This is a genomic window from Gordonia zhaorongruii, from assembly GCF_007559005.1.
Lineage (GTDB): Bacteria > Actinomycetota > Actinomycetes > Mycobacteriales > Mycobacteriaceae > Gordonia > Gordonia zhaorongruii.
In genome coordinates this window covers 2,417,568-2,438,651 of the sequence record NZ_CP041763.1, presented here as the reverse complement: position 1 = coordinate 2,438,651, position 21,084 = coordinate 2,417,568, and the positions used below count along the sequence as shown (strand labels likewise).

General features: G+C 68.5%; 18 protein-coding genes. 13 read left to right on the top strand and 5 right to left on the bottom strand.

What is annotated here, in order from left to right; genetic code table 11:
- Nucleotides 1-1,191, top strand: a complete 1,191-nt coding sequence (gene moeZ, locus FO044_RS11330) for an adenylyltransferase/sulfurtransferase MoeZ (RefSeq protein ID WP_143965676.1) — start codon at nt 1-3, stop codon at nt 1,189-1,191.
- A gap of 90 nt (nt 1,192-1,281) precedes the next feature.
- Entirely contained in the window at nt 1,282-2,130 is an 849-nt protein-coding gene (locus FO044_RS11325) for a TIGR02569 family protein (protein WP_143965675.1), read from the top strand.
- Here the strand turns inward: FO044_RS11325 and FO044_RS11320 are convergent.
- Both FO044_RS11320 and FO044_RS11315 read right to left on the bottom strand, forming a co-directional pair.
- Nucleotides 2,127-2,453 (bottom strand): MGMT family protein, encoded by a 327-nt coding sequence (locus tag FO044_RS11320; RefSeq protein WP_143965674.1) that lies wholly within the window; start codon nt 2,451-2,453, stop codon nt 2,127-2,129. The genes FO044_RS11325 and FO044_RS11320 overlap by 4 nt on opposite strands.
- A 10-nt stretch (nt 2,454-2,463) precedes the next feature.
- Nucleotides 2,464-3,309, bottom strand: coding sequence for an alpha/beta hydrolase (locus FO044_RS11315; protein WP_143965673.1), 846 nt, complete (start codon nt 3,307-3,309; stop codon nt 2,464-2,466).
- Between the two features lie 101 nt (nt 3,310-3,410).
- Between FO044_RS11315 and FO044_RS11310 the strand changes: the two genes are divergently transcribed.
- The 7 genes from FO044_RS11310 (at nt 3,411) to FO044_RS11280 (ending at nt 15,123) form a co-directional block, all read left to right on the top strand.
- The gene (locus FO044_RS11310; RefSeq protein ID WP_143965672.1) at nt 3,411-6,716 is read left to right on the top strand and encodes an ATP-dependent helicase; all 3,306 of its coding nucleotides are present in this window, start codon (nt 3,411-3,413) and stop codon (nt 6,714-6,716) included.
- Entirely contained in the window at nt 6,709-10,086 is a 3,378-nt protein-coding gene (locus FO044_RS11305) for an ATP-dependent helicase (protein ID WP_143965671.1), read from the top strand. Before FO044_RS11310 ends, FO044_RS11305 begins: the two co-directional genes overlap by 8 nt.
- A 9-nt stretch (nt 10,087-10,095) precedes the next feature.
- Entirely contained in the window at nt 10,096-11,157 is a 1,062-nt protein-coding gene (locus FO044_RS11300) for a potassium channel family protein (protein ID WP_132991964.1), read from the top strand.
- Nucleotides 11,157-12,083 (top strand): NAD(+) diphosphatase, encoded by a 927-nt coding sequence (gene nudC, locus FO044_RS11295; RefSeq protein ID WP_143965670.1) that lies wholly within the window; start codon nt 11,157-11,159, stop codon nt 12,081-12,083. The genes FO044_RS11300 and nudC overlap by 1 nt, the downstream gene beginning before the upstream one ends.
- A gap of 55 nt (nt 12,084-12,138) precedes the next feature.
- Nucleotides 12,139-12,396 (top strand): mycoredoxin, encoded by a 258-nt coding sequence (locus FO044_RS11290; protein WP_132991962.1) that lies wholly within the window; start codon nt 12,139-12,141, stop codon nt 12,394-12,396.
- Between the two features lie 70 nt (nt 12,397-12,466).
- Nucleotides 12,467-14,473, top strand: a complete 2,007-nt coding sequence (locus tag FO044_RS11285) for an ATP-dependent DNA helicase UvrD2 (protein WP_244945753.1) — start codon at nt 12,467-12,469, stop codon at nt 14,471-14,473.
- Between the two features lie 383 nt (nt 14,474-14,856).
- On the top strand, nt 14,857-15,123 hold the full coding sequence (locus FO044_RS11280) for a WhiB family transcriptional regulator (RefSeq protein ID WP_132991960.1): 267 nt from the start codon (nt 14,857-14,859) through the stop codon (nt 15,121-15,123).
- A gap of 2 nt (nt 15,124-15,125) precedes the next feature.
- Here FO044_RS11280 and FO044_RS11275 read toward each other — a convergent pair whose 3' ends face one another.
- Nucleotides 15,126-15,425, bottom strand: coding sequence for a hypothetical protein (locus tag FO044_RS11275; RefSeq protein WP_132991959.1), 300 nt, complete (start codon nt 15,423-15,425; stop codon nt 15,126-15,128).
- A gap of 406 nt (nt 15,426-15,831) precedes the next feature.
- On the opposite strand from FO044_RS11275, the gene FO044_RS11270 reads away from it, so the two are divergent.
- The 4 genes from FO044_RS11270 (at nt 15,832) to FO044_RS11255 (ending at nt 18,777) form a co-directional block, all read left to right on the top strand.
- Nucleotides 15,832-16,242 (top strand): helix-turn-helix domain-containing protein, encoded by a 411-nt coding sequence (locus FO044_RS11270; RefSeq protein WP_132991958.1) that lies wholly within the window; start codon nt 15,832-15,834, stop codon nt 16,240-16,242.
- A gap of 591 nt (nt 16,243-16,833) precedes the next feature.
- On the top strand, nt 16,834-17,229 hold the full coding sequence (locus tag FO044_RS11265; protein WP_143965669.1) for a hypothetical protein: 396 nt from the start codon (nt 16,834-16,836) through the stop codon (nt 17,227-17,229).
- 4 nt (nt 17,230-17,233) lie between these two features.
- A complete protein-coding gene (locus tag FO044_RS11260) occupies nt 17,234-17,773 on the top strand; it encodes an ImmA/IrrE family metallo-endopeptidase (protein WP_132991956.1) in 540 nt (179 codons plus the stop codon).
- Nucleotides 17,770-18,777, top strand: coding sequence for a hypothetical protein (locus FO044_RS11255; RefSeq protein ID WP_143965668.1), 1,008 nt, complete (start codon nt 17,770-17,772; stop codon nt 18,775-18,777). The genes FO044_RS11260 and FO044_RS11255 overlap by 4 nt, the downstream gene beginning before the upstream one ends.
- Nucleotides 18,778-18,803: 26 nt before the next feature.
- Here FO044_RS11255 and FO044_RS11250 read toward each other — a convergent pair whose 3' ends face one another.
- Together FO044_RS11250 and FO044_RS11245 are read right to left on the bottom strand one after the other, a co-directional pair.
- Nucleotides 18,804-20,120: an ABC1 kinase family protein gene (locus FO044_RS11250; RefSeq protein WP_132991954.1), complete on the bottom strand. Its 1,317-nt coding sequence runs from the start codon at nt 20,118-20,120 to the stop codon at nt 18,804-18,806.
- On the bottom strand, nt 20,117-21,073 hold the full coding sequence (locus FO044_RS11245) for a hypothetical protein (RefSeq protein WP_143965667.1): 957 nt from the start codon (nt 21,071-21,073) through the stop codon (nt 20,117-20,119). Before FO044_RS11245 ends, FO044_RS11250 begins: the two co-directional genes overlap by 4 nt.
- Nucleotides 21,074-21,084: the final 11 nt, after the last annotated feature.

The following is a 21,084-nucleotide window of genomic DNA, read 5'->3' as shown; positions in this document are numbered from 1 at the left end:
ATGACGTCTGCTCCGCGATCGACATTACCGCCGCTCGTCGAACCCGGCCGCGAGCTCACACGCGATGAGATCGCGCGCTACAGCAGGCATCTGATCATCCCGGATGTCGGAACGCCGGGGCAGCGTCGATTGAAGAACGCACGGGTCCTGGTGATCGGCGCAGGCGGGCTTGGTTCGCCAGTGCTGCTCTACCTGGCCGCAGCGGGTGTCGGCACGATCGGCGTCGTCGATGCGGACACGGTGGACGCGTCGAATCTCCAGCGACAGGTGATCCACGGCGTGGGCGATCTCGATCGATCGAAGGTAGAGAGCGCTGCGGACTCGATCGTGGGTGTGAACCCGCACGTTCGGGTTCAACAGCACCGATTCCGGCTCGACGCCTCGAACGCCGTCGAGCTCTTCTCGCGCTACGACCTGATCGTCGACGGAACCGACAACTTCGCGACACGCTATCTCTGCAACGACGCTGCGATCCTCACGGACAAGCCGCTCGTGTGGGGATCGATCTACCGATTCGACGGCCAGGTGTCGGTGTTCTGGGAGGGCGCCCCCGACGGTCGGGGATGCAACCTCCGCGACCTGTACCCGCAGGCGCCGCCGCCGGGGACCGTCCCGTCGTGCGCCGAGGGCGGTGTCCTCGGAGTGCTCTGCGCGTCAGTGGGGTCGATCATGGCGACCGAAGCGGTCAAGCTCATCTGCGGACTCGGGCAGCCCCTCCTCGGGCGCCTGATGACCTACGATGCGCTCGCCATGGAGTACCGGACGCTGCGCGTGGAGAAGGACCCGGCCGGCGCGCGGATAACCGAGCTCATCGATTACGCCGAGTTCTGCGGCCTGACGTCCGACGATGCGACGGCCGCCGCGGAAGGAGCCACACGCACGCCGCGTGAACTGCGCGCCGCTCTCGACGGATCGGACCCGCCTGAGCTGATCGACGTCCGGCAGCCGGTGGAGTGGGAGATCAACGAGATACCCGGGGCCATCGGAATCCCGCACGGCGAGATCGTCTCGGGCCGTGCCCTCGGCGACCTGCCGCACGATCGGCCCATCGTGCTGTACTGCAAGACGGGGGTCCGCTCCGCGGAGGCGCTCGCGGCGCTGCACGAGGCGGGCTTCGCCGACGCCACCCACCTCGGCGGCGGGATTGCGGCGTGGGCCGCGACGGTCGACCCGGAGATGCCGGTCTACTGAAACCGCTGGAGCGGTCGACCGCCGACCCGGACCGCGGCTATCTGGTGTCGCTGCCGGGAATCGCGGTCTGCCCTGGGTAACGTTACTTCCGTGACCAGCACAGTCGAGCCACCCGCGCAGGTCCTCACCACGTTCGGCCTCACCGCGCATCCGCCGATCGCCATGGACGGCATCGGCTGGCGTGTCGGTGAAGTGGTGCTGAGCCTGGTTCCCGATCACGCGCGCGCAGCCTGGTCGGCGACCGCTCGCGAGAACCTGTACGTCGAAGGAATGCGCATCGCCCGTCCGATCCGAGCGACGGACGGGCGCTACGTGGTGTCCGGCTGGCGTGCCGACACTTATGTGGCGGGCAGCCCCGAGCCACGGCACGACGAGGTGCTCGCCGTCGCGGACCGCCTGCACGAGGCCACTGCGAAGCTCGAGCGCCCGCGTTTCCTGCTGCAGCCTCCCGCACCGCCGTTCAACGACGTCGACGTGTTCACCGCCGCCGACCGTGCGGCCTGGGAGGACGTGCCGCTGCGTTCGGCGCGCGGAGCGGGCATGTCCGAGCCGACCAGCGAGGACGGTCAGCGGAGCATCGCCGAAGTGAAGACACTCGCGAGCCTGCGCCGACCGGTGGACCTGCCATCGCAACTGGTGCACGGCGACCTCTTCGGCACCGTGCTGTTCGCCGGGGCCGCGGCACCGGCCATCACCGACATCGTCCCGTACTGGCGACCCTCATCGTGGGCGTCCGCGGTGATCGTCGTCGACGCGCTCGCGTGGGGCGGCGCCGAGGAAGAACTCGTCGAGCGGTGGTCGGACCATCCGGAGTGGCCGCAGATGATGCTGCGCGCCACCATGTTCCGACTCGCGGTGCACGCACTGCATCCGCGCTCGACGGCCGGCGCGCTGCCGGGACTGCTGCGGGTCGTGGACGTGGTCCGCTTGATGGTCTAGGTGTGATCGCCGGGGGCGTCCAAGGCGCTGGGATCGACGCGCGCCTGGTTCATCACGACGCGGTCGTCGGCGATCGGAACACACTCGTCCCGTAACCGGGCGAGCTGGCGGGTGCGCAGTGCGGCCGCCGGTCGGCCGCTCACCGGAACCACTCGATGCCACGGCAGATCGGCCGCGTCCGTGCGCATGATCCAGCCGACGATGCGCGGACTCGTCAGCCCGGCCAGCCCCGCCAGGTCGCCGTAGGTGCTGACTCGGCCGGAGGGAATGGCGGCGATCAGCGCTCGCACGTACTCCACCTGCACTTCGGTCACGGGCGCCATGTCGTCTCCTTCATGTCCGAGCTCCCGTGTCCTCGTCTGCGATCGAGCGCGTGAGGTCGAGGACCAGGTTCGCTGACGTCTCCGGGGCCAGGTAGGGGACCATGTGCTCCGTGTCGACGTGATGGACCCGCACAGTGTCGGCGCGCTCGCGGGCGCACGCCTCGAGGAAGGCCGGGCGCACGAAAGGCGGATCGACCCGATCGGCGACGACTACGTGCGTCGGGACGCCCGCCGGCGGCAGTGCGAACGGCCGCGTCATCTCGCTCCAGGCGGTCGCGGTGGCCGGCGCACTGACCCGCCATGCGACCCGGCCGTCGGTGGTCGGCATCAGGTGCTCGGCGATCTCCTCGTCGAGAACGTCCTGCGATACCTGCCCCCAGCCCTCGGCGCGCTTCGCCGATTCGGCCGCCGCGGCGTCGGGGTAGGTCCAGTGGGCGAGCGAGGCCTCGGAGACGGCACGGGCGAACTCGGGATCCAGACCCTGCGCGGGATCGAGCAGGACCAGGCCCGTCACCGCAGCGGGCCGCGCCTCCGCCAGCGCGAGGGCCACCGCAGCGCCGTACGAATGGGCGAGGACCACCACCGGCAGGTCCTCGGGACGGATGTGGGAGTCGATCACGTCCGACACCGCGGCGACGTGGTCGGCGATGCCCCACGGAGGCTCCCACGGGCTGGCCCCGTGACCGAGCAGATCCGGTGCGACGACTCGGACGTCGGGCAGGTACTCGGCTGCCAGCCCGGACCATCGGCCACCGTGGCCGGTGAGCCCGTGCAGGGCGAGAACGTGTGAGCGGGCATCCTCCGGTCCGAAGATGTGCGTGCGAAGAGCCCCGTGACCTGCAGTCGCTGGCGTCATGACCACACCATACGGGGCGGGTGCGACGGCGGTCCTGGCGCGTTCGGTGACGCCGCGGACGCGCCTTCCCGGTTGTCGGGGGTGCGTGGTTCGATGTGTGCATGGTCCGCCCGAACACCCGATTGATCACCGCGTCGACGCACGTCGGCCCGGACGATCGTGAGTGGCCGTCGTCGGCGAACCGCCTCATCTCCGGACCGCACACCGCCGATCCCGCACGGCCATGGCACCCGTACCGGGTCCACGGTGGGCCGGGCACCGGCAAGACCGCGCTGATCGTCGACGCTGCCGTCGCGCGGCTCCTCGACCCGGCGGTCGATCCGGAATCGGTGCTGGTGCTCGCAGCCAACCGACGGGCGGCCACGGCTCTGCGCGACGAGATCACTCGCCGTGTCCTGTCGGCGGGCGGACGGCTGGGCGGCGCCCTGCGCGAGCCTCTGGTGCGCACCGTGCACTCGTACGCGTTCGCGGTGCTGCGCCTGCAGGCCCAGGCGCACGGCAATCCGCCGCCGCGTCTGGTGACCGGATCCGAACAGGACATGGTGCTGCGCGAGATCCTCGCAGGCGACGTGGAGGACGGTGCGCATTACTGGCCGTCGTCGTTGCGGCCGGCACTGACCACGAACGGATTCGCCCAGGCACTGCGCGACCTGCTCATGCGGGCCGCGGAACGCGGCCTCGGCCCAGAGGACCTGGCGGAACAGGGCCGACGGCACAAGCGGCCCGAATGGGTGGCGGCTGCCCACGCCTACCGGCAGTACGAGCAGGGCATGCTGCTGCGCGGTGCGGTGGGGCTCGGTGCACCGCTGGCGAGTGCGACCGCGGTCGACGCAGCCGAACTGATCGGGTCGGCGCTGTCGGCGCTCGCCACCGACACCGAACTGCTGGCCGCGCAACGCGCCCGCATCCGGCACCTCATCGTCGACGATGCGCAGCATCTCGATCCGCAGGCGGCCACGCTCGTCGAGGCCATCGGCACCGGAGCGGATTCGGTGATCGTCGCCGCCGACACCGATCAGTCGATCTTCGGTTTCCGCGGCGCCAGCCCCCGATTCGCCGACGGGCTCGCCCCCGACGGCTCCCGCGACGTGGTGCTCGACATCGACCATCGCGGTACCTCGTCCATCAACGTCGTCGTCCGGGCGCTGACCGCCCGTCTGCCGGGTGCGCGCCCGCATCCGTCCCCGGAGCCGGAGGCGGAGGCACCCGACGGACGGGCTCGGGTGCGGGTCTTCTCGTCGACTGCGAAGGAAGCCACTGCGGTAGCCGACCTGCTTCGCCGGGCGCACCTGTTCGACGGCGTGCCGTGGTCGGAGATGGCGGTGATCGTCCGCTCGGTACCCCGCGCCCTGCCGGCGCTGCGTCGAGCGTTCTCGTCCGCGGGAGTCCCGATGGCTACGCCGACCAATGACGTCCCGATTCACCGGCAGCGCGCGGTCGAGGCCTTCACGCTGGTCCTGCGCCTCGCCGATGGCGACGTGATCGAATCCGACGACGTGATCGCACTGCTCAGCGGACCGATCGGCGCCGCCGATCCGGCGCAGCTGCGCCGTCTGCGCCGCGGGATCAGGAGGATCGACGAGCGGGCCGGGACAGATCGCGATTCGCTGGCGTCGCTCGCGGAGGCGTTGAGTTCCGAAGACGTGGCCGCGGACTACCTCGCGGGGCTCAGCGAGTTCGAGGGGCTCCCGCTCAAGCACACGTGCACGGTGGTCGGGGCCGCACGTCGCGCAGCGCGCGCGGACCTGGGTGTCGAGGAGACCTTATGGCGGGCCTGGCAGGCGAGCGGGCTCGAGCGGCGCTGGCTGGCGCGGTCCCTGCGCGGACAGCGGATCGGCGATCAAGCCGACCGGGACCTCGATGCCATGCTGGCGATGTTCGAGGCTGCCGGATCGTTCACCGACAACCTGCCGGCGGCTCCGCTGGCAGGTTTCGTGGAGTACCTCGGGCAATTGCAGATCCCCAGAGAGTCTCGGGTGGCCGTCGCCGCGTCCGACACCGTCTCAGTGCTGTCGGCGCATGCCGCCACCGGTCGCGAATGGGAGGTCGTCGCGGTGCCGGGGGTGCTCGACGGTCTGTGGCCGTCACTGCGCAGTCGCGGCAGCGTGCTCCACACACCGGCACTTCTCGATCTCCTCGATGGCGTCGACGCCGATGCGCTCGACTCCATCTCACGCGGGTCGGTGATGCTCGCCGACGAACGCAGGCTGCTGTTGGTCGCATGCTCACGGGCCCGCTCCCAGCTGCTCGTCACGGCCGTCGAGGACGGGACCGGGGACGCGTCGCCCTCGCGTTTCATTCCCGAACTCGCCGATGCCGTCGGCGGTTACGGGGTCAGCGGTGACGGGGATGGCGCGAGTCCCGTCGACGAGCACGCAGTCGATGAGATCCCACTCGATCCCGGAGTTCGCCGGGTGCTGTCGCTGCCGTCGCTGATCGCCGACCTGAGGTCGGCGGTGGTGTCCGGTGCAGAGAAATCGGAGACCGGCGCGCGGACGTCGGCCGCTGCGTCGCTTCTCGCTGAACTCGCACAGGCCGGTGTTCCGGGCGCTGCTCCCGCAGATTGGTTCGGATTGGTCGGTCCCAGTACCGATGCTCCGCTGTGGACACCGGACCTGGGTGCGCGGACGCTGTCACCGTCGAACGTCGAGGCGCTCTCGAAGTGCTCGCTGCGCTGGATGATGGAACGTCACGGCGGCCGCGACGGCGATGCGGAGCAGGCCGTGACCGGAACACTCGTGCACACCCTCGTGCAGGCGATCGCCGGCGAGATGAGTCAGGACGAGGTGAGTGCGGCACTGCACGCGGTGTGGGGGCGGGTGTCGTCGCCTGCGGAGTGGTACTCCGAGCGCGAACGTGAACGCGCCGAGGCGATGCTCACGAACTTCCGCGACTGGCTGCGGATATCGCGTTCGGAGCTGAGCACTGCTGGGGTCGAGGTGGAACTGAGTGCCGAGCTGCCGTCGACCGACGAGGAGGCCATGCCGGTGCGGCTGGTCGGACGCATCGACCGGCTGGAGAAAGACGACAGGGGCCGCCCGGTGATCGTCGACGTGAAGACCGGCAAGTCGGTGATCAGCGTCGCCGATGCCAAAGCCCATCCGCAGCTCGCCGCCTACCAGCTCGCATTGCTGCTGGGCGGCGTCGAAGGCATTCCGCCGAGCGAACCAGGCGGCGGTCGGCTCGTGTACGTGAATTCGGCGAACAAGAAGACCGGTGCCGCCGAGCGTCTCCAGGACCCGCTTGCCGGCGAGCAGGTGAACGAGTGGATCGACGTGGTGCGCGACGCGGCGGCGTCCAGTGTGGGCCCGGTGTTCACCGCGACACCCAACCCGGGGTGCGGGCACTGCTCGCTCACTGCGGCGTGCCCGGCGCAACTGCAGGGGAAGGCGGTGACCGATGACTGACCATTCGCCTTCGGGTTCGCGAGTCGGGGCGCGGTCGATCGCGGCAGCCCTGGGGCTGCCGCCGCCCACCGACGAGCAGGTGGAGGTCATCGAGGCTCCGATGGAGCCGATGCTCGTCGTCGCAGGCGCCGGAGCGGGGAAGACGGAGACGATGGCGTCTCGGGTCGTGTGGCTGGTGGCGAACCAGCTCGTCGGGCCCGAGGAGATCCTCGGCCTCACCTTCACGCGAAAGGCGGCGAGCGAACTGGCGGCCCGGATCCGAAGGCGGCTCTCGATGCTCGCAGGCAGCCCGGCACTGCTCGAGTGGGATCCGAGCGGAGTCCTCGCGAGCCGGTTGCGCAGCGCCGACACGGAGGTCAGCACATACCACGCCTACGCTGGACGGCTGATCGCCGATTACGGTCTGCTGCTGCCGGTCGAACCGACGTCGACCCTGCTCAGTGAGACCGAGCTGTGGCAACTCGCGTTCTCCGTCGTCGCGTCGTGGCCCGACGATCTCACCACGACCAAGGTGCCGTCGTCGGTCACCGAGGCGGTCCTGCGGCTCTACTCCGAGATGGCAGAACATCTCGTCGACACCGACGACCTGTGGTCGGCGGCCCAGGATCTCCACGACCTGGTCGACACCCTGCCCAAAGGGCCCGGGCAGCGGGCCGAGCCCAGTCAGAAGCTACGCGCCTACCAATCGGTCATCGACGAACGGCGCGAACTGATCCCGCTCGTCGTCGCGCTGCGGGAAGCGATGACCGAGCAGGGCGCACTCGACTTCGGCAGTCAGATGTCCCTGGCCGCCCGACTGGTCGCCACCCATCCGGAAGTGGTGAGCGCCGAGCGAGCCGGGATCCGCGCAGTCCTGCTCGACGAGTACCAGGACACCGGGCACTCGCAGCGGATTCTGCTGTCCAAGCTGTTCGGCGGAGTGCAGCCGACCGGTACGCCGTCGATCGCGGTGACCGCAGTCGGCGACCCGATCCAGTCGATCTACGGGTGGCGTGGCGCATCTGCGGCGAACCTTCCCCGATTCGCCCTCGACTTCCCGCGTGCGGACGGGACCGGGGCGCAGCGCCGGGAACTGCTCACCAGCTGGCGCAACTGTCAGAGTGCGCTTCATCTCGCCAACGAGACGTCCGGGGAGCTTCGGCGTCGCGGCGTGCCGGTCAGCGTGCTCCGCGCACGTCCCGATGCGCCCGCCGGCACAGTGCGGCTGGCGTTGACGGAGACGGTCGTCGATGAGCGCGAGTGGATCGCCGACCGGGTCGAGGACTACTACCGCTCGGCGGAACGTGACGAGACCGCACCGCCGACGACCGCAGTTCTGGTGCGCCGGAACGAGGACTCCGCGCCGATCGCCGCGGAGCTCGAGCGCCGCGGCATTCCGGCCGAGGTGGTCGGCATCGGCGGTCTGCTGCACGTTCCGGAGATCGCCGACATCGTCGCGACCCTGCGGCTGATGGCCGATCCGATGGCCGGGACCGCGGCGATGCGCCTGCTGACCGGGGCTCGGTGGCAGCTCGGCGCCGCCGACATCGCCGCGCTGTGGCGGCGTGCCCGCGAACTGGCGGCGGGCAACACGGCGCCGGCCACCGGAGCAGTCACGACGCCGGGCGCGCTCGGTCAGGCGCTCGACGCCGCACTGCCGGGGGAGGCGGTCGACTCGGCAGGGCTGTGCGACGCGATCTCCGATCCCGGGGACGCGGGCCGGTACAGCGCGGCGGGGCACCAGCGCATCGTCACGTTCGGCAAGCAACTCGAAGGCCTCCGCAAGCGGATCGGGCAGCCGCTGCCCGAGCTCGTCGCCGACGTGGAGCAGACCATCGGAGTGGCGGTCGAGGCGCAGATCCGCGCACGCCGGATGCGCGGCCGGGTGACCGGACGTGAGCACCTGGACGCGTTCGCCGATTACGTCACCCATTACGCCGACCGGTCCGGGTCCACGCTGCCGGGCCTGCTGGCCTTCCTCGACACTGCCGAAGCGGTGGAGAAGGGCCTAGAAGCGGGCCGGGTCGAGGTCGCCGAGGAGCGCGTGCAGATCCTCACCGTGCACGCCGCCAAGGGACTGGAATGGGATGTGGTGGCGCTCCCGCATGTCGCAGACCGGATCTTTCCGAGCGGGAAAGCCGAGACCACCTGGTTGGGGTCGGCACGTGAGCTGCCCGCATCGCTGCGCGGCGATCTGGCCGACGAACCCGGTGGCGAGGGCTATCCGCCGATCGATCTCGCCGGCCTCGCCGATCGAAAAGAACTCGAGACCGCGATCGAGGACCACAAGGCGGCGATCAACGAGCGGCGCCTCGACGAGGATCGCCGACTCCTGTACGTGGCGCTCACCCGCGCCAAGCACACGCTCTTCGTCTCCGCACATCACTGGTCGGAGACCGGCGACAAGCCGCGCGGCGGTTCGCCCTTCTACACCGAGATCGCCGAATTGGTCGCGGCCGCGGCGGCCGGTGCCGGGGGAGCGGTTGACCCTGCGGGATTCGTCATCGACGCGGACGCGCCGCCCCCGCCATCCGATGCGCAGAACCCGTTGATTCAGCGGCAGGTCGCCGTCGAATGGCCGGTGGATCGTCTCGGCGAGCGTCGTGCGCCGATGGCCGCGGCGGCCGATCTGGTGTCGGCGGCGCGAACCGCGCACGGATTGTTCGCCGTCGGCTCCGACTCCGGCGCGGACTCCGACGACCCGGAGGTCGCTGCCTGGCGCGCCGAGGTGTCCGTACTCCTCGAGGAGCGCTTGCAGGACCGGAATCCGGTGGTCGAGGTTCCGATGCCCGGACATCTGTCGGTGAGTCAGCTGGTGGAGCTCGACACCGATGAAGCGGCGTTCGCGGCACGCCTGCGCCGCCCGGTCCCGTTCCGGCCCAACCCGCTCGCTCGCCGCGGCACCGCGTTCCACGCGTGGGTGGAGCGACGGTTCGGCGCCACCCGGCTGCTGGACATGGATGAGCTGCCCGGTGCAGCCGACGCGGCAGGCGGGGCGGCGGACGACGACCTCGACGAGCTCCGCGAGGCGTTCCTGGCCTCCGAATGGGCGGATCGCACGCCGGCGGAGGTCGAGGTCGGTTTCGAGACCGTCATCGGCGATACCGTCGTGCGGGGCCGCATGGATGCCGTCTTCCGCGACGGCGACGGCTGGCTGGTGATCGACTGGAAGACCGGCGCCGTGCCGGAGCCGGGTAAACGCGCGTCGCTGTTCGTCCAGCTCGCCGCGTACCGGGTGGCCTGGGCGCAGCTGGCGAACGTGGAACTCGACCGGGTGCGCGCAGCATTTCACTACGTGCGGCACGATCACACGCTCGAACCCGACGATCTGCCCGACGCGGACGGACTGGCGGAACTGCTGGAGACCTCACCGGCATCGGTGATGAAGTAGCCTCAGCCTGTGCGTAAACGCTTGCGCCGCCGCCAGGGCGGACTCGTCGACGAACCCGACTACGCGCTGGTCGGCGTAGTCAAGATCCCGGGGCAGGAGAAGAGCCCGGGTCGCGCCATCGGCCGCCGGATCCTGTTCGCGCTCCTCGCGTTGCTCGTGTGCTCGATCGTCGTCTACCTGGATCGCAGTGGTTACCGGGACGCCAAGGGCACGCCGCTCTCGTACCTGGACGCGCTCTACTATTCGGCGGTCACCCTGTCGACGACCGGGTACGGCGACGTCACCCCGGTCGCCGAATCGGCTCGCCTGGTGAACGTCGTCTTCATCACGCCGCTTCGCGTGCTCTTCCTGATCGTCCTCATCGGGACGACGCTCGAAGTGCTCACCGAACGGTCACGGCAGGCCATCAAGATCCAGAACTGGAGGAACCGCGTGCGCAACCACACCATCGTCGTGGGTTACGGCACCAAGGGACGAACCGCGGTCGACGCCGTCATCGCCGACGGCGGCAAGCCGTCCGAGATCGTCATCGTCGACAACGACCCCACGGCGCTCGAGCAGGCGGCCGCGCATGGTCTGGTCACCGTGCGGGGCGACGCCACGAAGTCCGACGTGCTGCGTCTGGCCGGTGTCCAGTACGCGGCTGCCCTCGTCATCGCCGCGAGTCGCGACGACACCGCGGTACTCGCCACGCTGACCGCTCGCGAGATCAACCCGCGCGCGAAGATCGTCGCTTCGATCCGGGAAGCGGAGAACACGCACCTGATGCGTCAGTCCGGCGCCAACTCGGTGGTCGTGTCGTCAGAGACGGCAGGCCGGCTCCTCGGCATCGCAACCATCACTCCGTCGGTGGTGGAGGTGGTCGAGGATCTCCTCAGCCCCGAGGAGGGATATGCGATCGCCGAACGGGAGGTGGAGCCGTCCGAGACCGGCGGATCGCCCGCGCACACCAAGGATCTGGTCCTCGGCGTCGTGCGCGAGGGAAAGCTCTACCGGGTCGGTGACGCCGCGGTCGAGGCGATCGAGGTCGGCGACCGGCTGCTGTACGTCCGGCAGGGCGGACCGTCCTGATGGCGACGTTCGAGTTCAGCGAACCGCCCTTGCTGGCGCGTGCCGAGTTCGATCGTGCCGACCAGGTGCGCAAGGATCCCGACTCGCTCGCTGCGGGTTGGTCCGGTGCGCAGGTCCTGACCGTCGACCGCAACGGCCGGTTCCCGGTGCGGGAAGACGGTTCCATCGCCTGGTCCGGTGTGTCGGGATTCGGGTCGAGGCCACCATCGGACGCGGTGTTCCTCGGGGTGACGGGAACGACGGGCGCCGGAACGCACCGGTGGGCCGTCCCCGTCGACGAGGTCACTGCGCGTTCGGTGGACGCACGGAGCGGGGCGCATCTGCTCCCGAACGATGACGCCGGTCTGCTGGCAACGGCGATGGGACTGATCAACTGGCACCGATCCGCCAAGTACTCGCCGGTGGATGGCAGCCCGACCGAACCGGCACAGGGCGGATGGGTGCGACGGAACGCGAGCGGTCGGGACGAGTTTCCGCGCACCGACCCGGCCGTCATCATGGTGGTGCACGACGGTGCGGATCAGGTCCTGCTGGGCAGGCAGTCCGTGTGGCCGGATCGGTGGTTCTCGACTCTGGCCGGCTTCGTCGAACCGGGGGAGTCGCTGGAGCAGTGCGTGCAGCGCGAGGTTGCCGAGGAAGCCGGGATCCGGGTGAGTTCGCCGAACTACCTGGGCTCGCAGCCGTGGCCGTTCCCTCGTTCGTTGATGCTGGGGTTCGAAGCGATCGCCGATCCGGCGGAACCGCTCGTCTTCCACGACGGAGAGTTGGCTGACGCCCGGTGGTTCCACCGGGACGAGGTGCGTGCCGCGCTCGACCGATCCGACGACTGGGGTACGGAGAATCCGGATGCTCCGCTGCGGCTGCCCGGGTCGATCTCCATTGCCCGCAGCCTGATCGACGGCTGGGCGCGAGCGCCCATAGCGTGAGCGTTCGCCGACTCCTGGATTTCGAAAGCGGATCCGATGTGCTGGGATTGGGTGCATGAGTGATGTCGAGAACCCCGCACTGACCCTGTACACCACAAGCTGGTGCCCATTCTGCAGCCGACTCAAGGCCGGTCTGGACCGAAACGACGTCTCGTTCACCGAGGTCGACATCGAGGCGACCCCGGAGGCGGCCGACTTCGTCGGCAGTGTGAACAACGGGAATCACGTCGTGCCGACGGCGCTGTACGCGGACGGGTCCACGGCCACCAACCCGGCTCTGGGCGAGGTGATGAGCAAGCTCGGGCTGCTGTAGCGCTCACCGGCCGGCCGGCCGTGACCGACGTCCGGTGAGGATGTCAGGGGCGCATGAGACGGTTGACGGCATGGCGGTGAGAACGATGGCGGCAAGTACGACGGGGGCGCTCGCCGGGCTCGATCCGGAGCAGCTCGCAGCGGTGACGGCACCGCGCGGGCCGGTGTGCGTGCTCGCCGGTGCAGGCACCGGCAAGACGCGGACCATCACCCGGCGGATCGCCCATCTCGTCGAGTCCGGGCAGGTGAACCCGAGCCAGGTCCTGGCCGTCACCTTCACCGCCCGCGCGGCGGCCGAAATGCGTGAACGCCTCGCTGCCCTCGGTGTCTCCGGACCCGGGAACACCGTCGTCGCGCAGACGTTCCACGCCGCCGCACTGCGTCAGCTGCGCTACTTCTGGCCGGTTGCGATGGGCCCGGCCGGTTGGGAACTGCTCGACAACAAGTTCCGGATGGTCGCGCGGGTCGCTCATGCGGCAGGTCTGGACTCGGCGGACCGGGACCTGATCCGCGACCTCGCATCCGAGATCGAGTGGGCGAAGTCCTCCGCGCTGGGGCCTGCCGATTACGTGGCTGCAGCCAAGGCCACGCACCGCGACCTGCCGACCGACCCGCGAACGGTGGCGCAGATCTTCGCCGACTACGAGAACGCGAAAGTGTCGCCGACCGGCGATCGGCTCCTCGATTTCGAGGACCTGCTCATCTACACGACGCTGATCCTGCAGTCTGAGCCGTCGGTCGCCGAGGAGTTCCGATCGCGGTACCGGTGCTTCGTCGTCGACGAGTACCAGGACGTCACTCCGATCCAGCAGAATCTCCTTGATGCCTGGCTCGGTGCCCGGGACGATCTGACCGTCGTCGGCGATGCGAACCAGACCATCTACAGCTTCACCGGTGCCACGCCGAACTATCTCCTCGACTTCACCCGCAGGTTTCCAGAGTCGACTCTGGTGCGGCTCGAACGCGACTACCGCTCCACGCCGCAGGTCGTGGAACTGGCGAATCGGGCCATCGGGCAGGCGCGGGGCCGCATCGCCGGGACGCGGTTGCGATTGGTCGGACAGCGCCTGACCGGACCCGGCCCGGACTTCACCGAGCACGCGGACGACGCGTCCGAAGTGGTCGGTGTGGTCGCCGAGTGCAAGCGTCTCCTGAGGTCCGGGATATCCGCATCGGAGATCGCGATCCTGTACCGGGTCAACGCGCAGTCCGAATCGTACGAGGAAGCCCTGTCGGCCGCCGGCATCGATTACCAGGTTCGCGGCGACCGGGGCTTCTTCGCACGACCCGAGATAGCGGCAGCGATGCGCCGACTCGCCGCACTCGCCGACGGTCCGCCACCGCCCATGCCCGTGATCGACGCGGTGCGGCGTGCCCTCTCTCCGGTCGGTCTCACCGAATCCGAACCGGCCGGCGCCAACGCGAAGGCCCGCTGGCAGCAGTTGCTTCGCCTCGTCGAGGTGATCGAATCCATCGTCGCCGAACGCCCGACTGCGGACTTCGCGACCGTCGTCAAGGAACTCGAAGCACGGTCGAAGTCGCGCCATGCTCCGGTTCTGGCCGGAGTCACGCTCTCGTCGATGCACGCTGCGAAGGGACTGGAATGGGACGCGGTGTTCCTCACCGGTCTGCACGAGGGCGCGATGCCACTCGGTCGCGCGACATCGTCGCAGGACGAGGTGGAGGAGGAACGACGACTCTTCTACGTCGGCATCACCCGAGCCCGTGAGCACCTGTACCTGTCATGGAGTCTGTCGCGTGGAGAGGGGCGGCGGTCGGGTCGTCGCCGCTCGAGGTTCCTGGACGGACTGCTTCCGGTAGCCGAATCCGCTGACGAACCGCGAGTGGAGCCCGACGCCGACGTCCTGCGTGCGCTACGGAAGTGGCGGCGCGACTACGCACGGCAGGAGGAGATCATGCCGGCGAACGTGGTCAGTGAGTGGATGCTGCGCAATGTGGCCGTCGATCTGCCGACGACGATCGAGGAACTGCTCGCGGTTCGCGGGTTCGGTCCGGAACGGGCGGACAAGTTCGGGCATCAGATCCTGGCCGTGATCGATGCCGAGCTTCCCGGGTGAACGACGCGCATAATCGCAGGTAGAAAATGGGTTGTGCCGATAACTCGGTGCGCATAAAGTTCTTGAGGTAAGCGACACGCCGTGTAAGGGCGTGCGATCGACGCAGAGCGGAAGGGAGTCCAGTCCGATGGTCAACATCGCCTGGCAGGTGGCAGTACATGTCACTGCACATGCAGAGACCGTGGCGCGAGCGCGCCGGCGATTCCCCGTGACCCGCCCTGGCTGTCGACAGCCGTTACGAATTACCTAGCTGCACACAGTAATTCGGAACATTCGAGGCCACGGCGAATCGCGAGAACGCGGACCGTGGCCTTTCTCGGCACTTCGTCGAGTCGGCCGGGGTCGCAGACACCCGATCATTGCGATACGAAAGCCGACTTTTGATGACCGCACCATCTTTGACCATCCGACAACAATGTGAAACCCCGTGCCAGAGCACGGATACCGACCTGTGGTTCGCCGACGAACCGCACCATCTCGAAGAGGCGAAGGCGCTCTGCCGGGAGTGCCCGTTGCAGCAGCCGTGCCTCGAAGTGGCCCTCGAGCGCTCCGAACCGTGGGGTGTGTGGGGAGGTGAGATCTTCGACGGCGGGACGATCATCGCCAGGAAGCGTCCGCGTGGCAGACCGAGGAAGAACGCGGTCGCATGAGGTCAGGAATCGTGTTGGAGGACGGAATCCCGGGCCGCCAACGTCTGGACCAGGTCCCCGTCGGGCTGCGATTCGCCGGGCTCCGGTGAATGGTCTTCGATACCGATCTCGATCGCATACGGCATCGACGGACCGATGTTCGCGATCACCTGGCGGCCGTCCACGGTGGGGACGACGAAGTGATCTGCAGCGATGGAATCGGCTTCGGCGGCGGCGACGAACTCGATGATGCGGTCGCCCGTCTCCGGACTGATCGGGAAGCGCTCGCCTGCGAAAACGAACGTCACTGGCGGTGTGCCCAAGATGTTCTCCTGCTCGTCGTGGCTCTGCGCGGTGAGCTTCGTGCCGGTGGCGGGTGCTCTCCCCTCAAGAGCACCCGCCACCGATGATCTGGTCCCCGGGCGGCCGATCGGCCCTTCCCTTATCGTGGCGACGACCACGCCAGTTACCGTACAGCAAACACTTCGCGGCGACTAAATTGCGGCAGAGAACGCTGGTTGATCGGCTCATCGTCCGACGTAAGGGGGCTATATAGCGTGTGCTCTCACGATGGTGGGTTGGTTACTGGAAGTTTGCTATTACGGGCGGCGGACTTATGATCGATGCCGAAGTGAGTTAGGTGGGAGGCGCGCTAGAGTGGGATTGGCATCGTCGGGGGATGTGCCCGTATCGACTTCGGATGATCCGATGCGGGACAGGAAAGGGTTCATGGACAACAGATTCGCCGAAAGGCTGAACCGGCTGTTCGACACAGTGCACCCACCCGGTCGAAAACCACACTCCAATGCCGAAGTCGCGATGGCGGTGTCGGCCGCCGGGCACCAGATCTCGAAGCCGTACATCTCGCAGCTGCGGAACGGGCACCGCACCAATCCGTCTCACGAGACGCTGTCGGCGCTAGCGCAGTTCTTCAAGGTCAAACCCGACTACTTCTACGACGACGTATATGCGGCGAAGATCGACCACGACCTCGAACTGCTGGCCCAACTACGGGGCCGCGGCCTCCGGCGCCTCTCCAGTAGGGCATTCGACCTGTCCGAGGAGTCTCAGGAGATGCTGTCCGTGATGGCCGAGAAGCTCCGCCGGGGCGAAGGTCTGCCCGAGAGTCCTCCGGATTGAGGATCAGCGCCGAAGTTTGGGTAGTGTGCCCCGAGCCCACCTGAAGGCAGGGGAGATCTGATGTCGGACCGGAACATGCTGCGTGCCGCGCGACCGCTGAGCGTCGCTGCGGCCGCATGTGCAGCACTGGCTGCCCCGACGATCCTGGTCGGCGCGTCGGCGTCGGTATCGGCAGCGCCCCAGCATCACTGCTCCGAGACGCCGTGCAGCCGCAGTTCCGAGCGCCCCGCCGCCGAATCCGATGGACCTGAATCCGATCGACCCCAATCCGATGGACCCGGTTCCGATGAGTCGACCAGCTCTGAGAAGAGCACCGGTTCCGAAGAGAGCGCAGGGCCTGAGGAGAGCGCAGGGCCTGAAGAGTCGCCACCCTCCGAGACGTCGGAAGGACCTGAGGAGCCTGAGGAGACTGAGGAGTCCGAGGACGAGGACTCTGGTGACTCTGAGGGCTCTGATTCTGGGGACTCTGATTCCGGTTACGACGACTCGATGGAGCCCGACGATTCGGGACAGGCCGACGACTCGAGCGAGTCACGGGAGCCTCGGCCCGATGTCCGCGAGCCTCGCCTGACACGCTCGGCGGAGCCTCCGGTGCCAACGAATCACGCCCGGCCCACGAAACGCGGCGCGCGGACGACTCGGTCGGCCGACCACGCGGACGATGACCGGTCCGACACTGAATCGACGTCGTCCGCTGCGGCCGCCGACCCGGAAGACCCGAGTGCGCCGCCGCCGGGAGAAGCCCAGAGAGATGGCGCTCAGAAAGATGCCGCTCAGGCCGGTGCAGCTCAGAATCGGGCCGCCGATGCGTCGTCGCCCGCGTCGACCACCGCCTCGGCGGGTCAGTTCGCGGCCGCCGGAAGCGGCATCGGCGGACTGGTACTCGTCGCCGCGGCTGCGGGAGTCGCAAGCCATCGCAACGCGCGTGCCGGACGAGTCCGGGTGAATGCGGCCCGAGTCGAATTCCTGTCTCCGGGCAAGGGGTGAGGGCATGAGCACCACCGATCCCACGCCTAAGGCGCGGCGCTCCCATCGCCGCGTGCACGCGGCCGTCGACGCGGTCCTCGATGTCGCCTCACAGAAGCATGCCGCGTCGCTCGAGGAGATCGTGGCGGCGGTCGGGGAGACCCGGCAGCGACCCATCGCGGTCATCGTCGACGATCTCGCGCCCGGGGTGTGGGGGCAGCGTCGCGAGTACTCCGACCATGACGAGATCGTCCTGGCGCCGTCTCTGCCGAGCGAAGCCCGCACGCTGGCTCATGAACTCGGCCACGTCGTCTTCGATCATCCGGGTGCTGCCGCGGCCGAGGCGACGGCCGCTGCCGATGACGACCTGATCGCCTACATGCTCCGGGGCGAGGAGGAACCCGCCGCGACGACCGACCCGTCCGACGTTGTTCCCGATGCGGACTCCGAACTCCACGAGTGGGAGGCGGAGGCCTTCGCTGCCCGGCTCCTGCAGCGGCTCGATCGGCTGCATCGCGGTACTTCGTGGCGGCCGATGCTCCGCTACGACGAGGCTCTCGGATGACCTGGGCCACCTGGATCATCGCAGTGCTCTGCGCGGTCGCCGTCGGAGCCAGGATCGGTCGCCTCACCGTGCGGCCGCCATCGCTCGCGCGCACATCGGTGGCGATCGCCGCGGTCGCCACCGCGGTTGCGGCCGCGGTTCGCACGCCGACGGTCGCTGTAGTGCTCGGACCCGCGGGCAGCGACACGCCGGTGCTGATCTTCGTGGGCTGCTGGGTGGTGGTCGCGACGGCGACTGCGCTGATCGCCGCGTCCGCTTCTCCACGAGTGGGGCGGCACGTACTGCACTCGGCCACCGTCGCTATCCCGACGGTGGCAGTGGCCGTCGTGGTGGCGATGGCGGTCACCGGTTCGACGGCTGCAGGTTCGCTGTTCGTCGTACTCGCCGGGGTGTTCTCACTCGTGGTGGGGATTCGGTACATCGCCTGGCATCCGCTGGGGCGAGCGATCGCCTGCTATCTCGCCGGTGTCCTCGTGGTGATCATCATCATCGCGATCGAACGCGATCAGATCGTGCCGGCCAACGGATGGTGGGCCGTGGCGATCATCGTGCTCAGCGTCGCCTGTGCATCGGTGATGGTCGAGTCGTGGTTCGTCGCACGCCAGGACCTGCGGCGCACCGACGGGCTGTGGCAGGAACTTCGGCAGGCGCATCCGGAACTGGACGACGGTGACTACCGGTCGGCCACCACGGTGCTGCGGGCGGACGATCGGGTGTCGACGATCCTCGACGGGCTGTACCTCCACGCGGGAGCTGGCATGTTCGACCCCGGTCCTGCCGGTGGCGATTCGGACGGTGGTGATTCCAGCAGCGACGAGTCAGGCGGCGGGGATCCGCGCGGGCCTGAGGCGCGTGCAGCAGCGATCGCCCAGTGGCTCCATCGGGGATTCCACGACGACGGACCCAGCGCGTACGACACCGCCTCGCTGGCCACCCCGCTGGACCTGTCCGACCGGCGCTGGGTGCGACTGATCGCCCGCGAGTACCAGCGGACTCGCGGTTAGGGACTGCTCCCGATCCCCGGACCTGGCTATTCGGCGATTCCGGGGACCCACTCCGCCATGATCGCCCGGTAGGGGGCCGCGGCGTTCAGTTGAGCGGCGATGCCGACGCATCCGATGAGGACGCGGAAGACCATGACGTACTCGCGGGGGACGTTCAGGTTGCGTGAGGTCTTGTAGACGTCGCCGGTGAGGTCGGTCGCCTGACCTGCGGCCCGCTGCAACCACTTACGGGTGAAGTGGAACTCGTCGGTGTACAGCGGATCGACGTACGGCTGCAGGTAGTTGGCGAGGTCGGTCGCGGTCACGCGATCGGCGTGTGAGGGGCGGATGAAGTCGGTCGCCACCATGAGATCGCGGAGCTCGTCGTACTTCTGGTCGCGAGCGAGGGCGAAGATGGGGCCGGTCATCGGTGGCAGACCATCCGGGTAACGCCCGATGGCACCGAAGTCGAGGATGCCGAAACGGCCGTCGTCGAGGACGAAGAAGTTTCCGGGATGCGGGTCACCGTGCAGGAGGCCGACCCGTGCCGGGGAACTGATCTCGAACGTCGTCATCTTGATGGCGGCGGCGTTGCGCTCCTCCTGAGTCCCCTCGGCGATGATCTTGGACAGTCGGGTGCCTTCGACCCATTCCGACACGATGACCTTGGGAGCGCTGGCGACGACCTTGGGGATCTTGAAATCGGGGTCGTCGTCGAAGGCCTTGGCGAAGGCGCGCTGGTTGTCGGCTTCGCCGATGTAGTCGAGCTCGTCCTCGGTGCGGTCGATCAGCTCTTCGAACATGCCTTTGACGTCGGTACCGGGCGACAGTCTCTGGATGAGACCGGACATGCGGCTCAGCGTTTTCAGGTCGGCTTTCAGAGCGTGGTCGGCACCGGGATACTGGACTTTCACTGCGACGGGTCGGCCGTCGGCCCAGACCGCCTTGTGGACCTGACCGATGCTGGCCGATGCGGCCGGCTCATCCTCGAAGTGCTGGAAACGTTCGCGCCACTTGGTGCCCAACTGCTGGTCGAGTACCTTGTGAACGGTTTTCGCCGGCATCGGCGGTGCTTCGGCCTGCAGCTTGGTCAGTGCCTCACGGAACGGCTCCCCGAACTCCTCGGGGATCGCGGCCTCCATGATCGACAAGGCCTGCCCGACCTTCATCGCGCCGCCTTTGAGTTCACCGAGAACCGCGAACAGCTGCTCTGCCGTTCGGTTCATGAGCTCGGCGTTGACCTCGTCCTTGCTCCTGCCGGTCATACGCTTCCCGAATCCGGCAGCGGCACGCCCGGCCATTCCCAACGGCAGGGATGCCAGCTTGGCGTTTCGGCGGCCCTGGCCCTTCGTGATCTCGCTCATGGTGTCCTTTCGCCGCCTCCGAGGATAGTGGACCTAGGTGAACTATGGCTGAGTTGATAGCCGTCCGCCAAGCATCCACAGCGCGGGTGCACCGGGATATCCAGCGAGTCCAGGCGTGCAGGCGACTCGCGGAACTCGAACATTCGCCCGACTGCGGTCGGACTGATCGGCGTGGGGCCGGGCAGTTTGGCAGCGATGTCGTCGATCTGCGCGTGGGCGATGGCGATCGTCGCGCGCAGGACCGCGGGAGAGGCGTACCCCGCGACTCCGCTCAGCTGCGCGGCGAGGACGGGCCACTGCGGGTCGAGATCGGTGCGGTGCAGGTCCACGCATCGCAAGCAGCTCGATGATCCCGGCAGCACCAGCGGACCGACGACCCCGATACCGTCCCGCAGATATGCGCTCACGTGGGGGAGTCGACTCTCCATGAGATACGCCGTGACGACCGGATCGGCGATCGGCTGATCGGCGATCACTGCCAGTGTTCCGGGACGTGGACGGAGCCGGTGGTGGTCGGCTCGCACGTTCCGCACGTCGTGACCGGATGACCGAAGTGACGCGGTGAGGGCCGCGGCCACGTCGCCGTGCCCGTGCACGTCGATGCACATGCGCGCACACCGACGGGTGGACGTCGCCTTACCCGCCGCAACGAGACGATCGAGCATGGACCGGAACGTTCTCGCGTCCAGCCCGGAGGCGCGCACCTTGCGGGACACGGCGCGATAGGTGATGGGGCTGCGAAGCCGTTGCAGCACGTCGGCCACCGCGCGTACATCGACCCCGGGCGCCGGGCGCAGCACCACGGCTGAGTGCGGGTCGCATCCCACGTGCACGGCGGCATCGGCGCGTGCCAGCACGGGTACCCCGGGGAGGAGTACTGGGAGGAACTGCGAGCCGACGGGCGTGACGCCGGACGGAATGGCGGGTGCTGAGACGGCGGGCGCTGAGTTCATGCACTCACCGT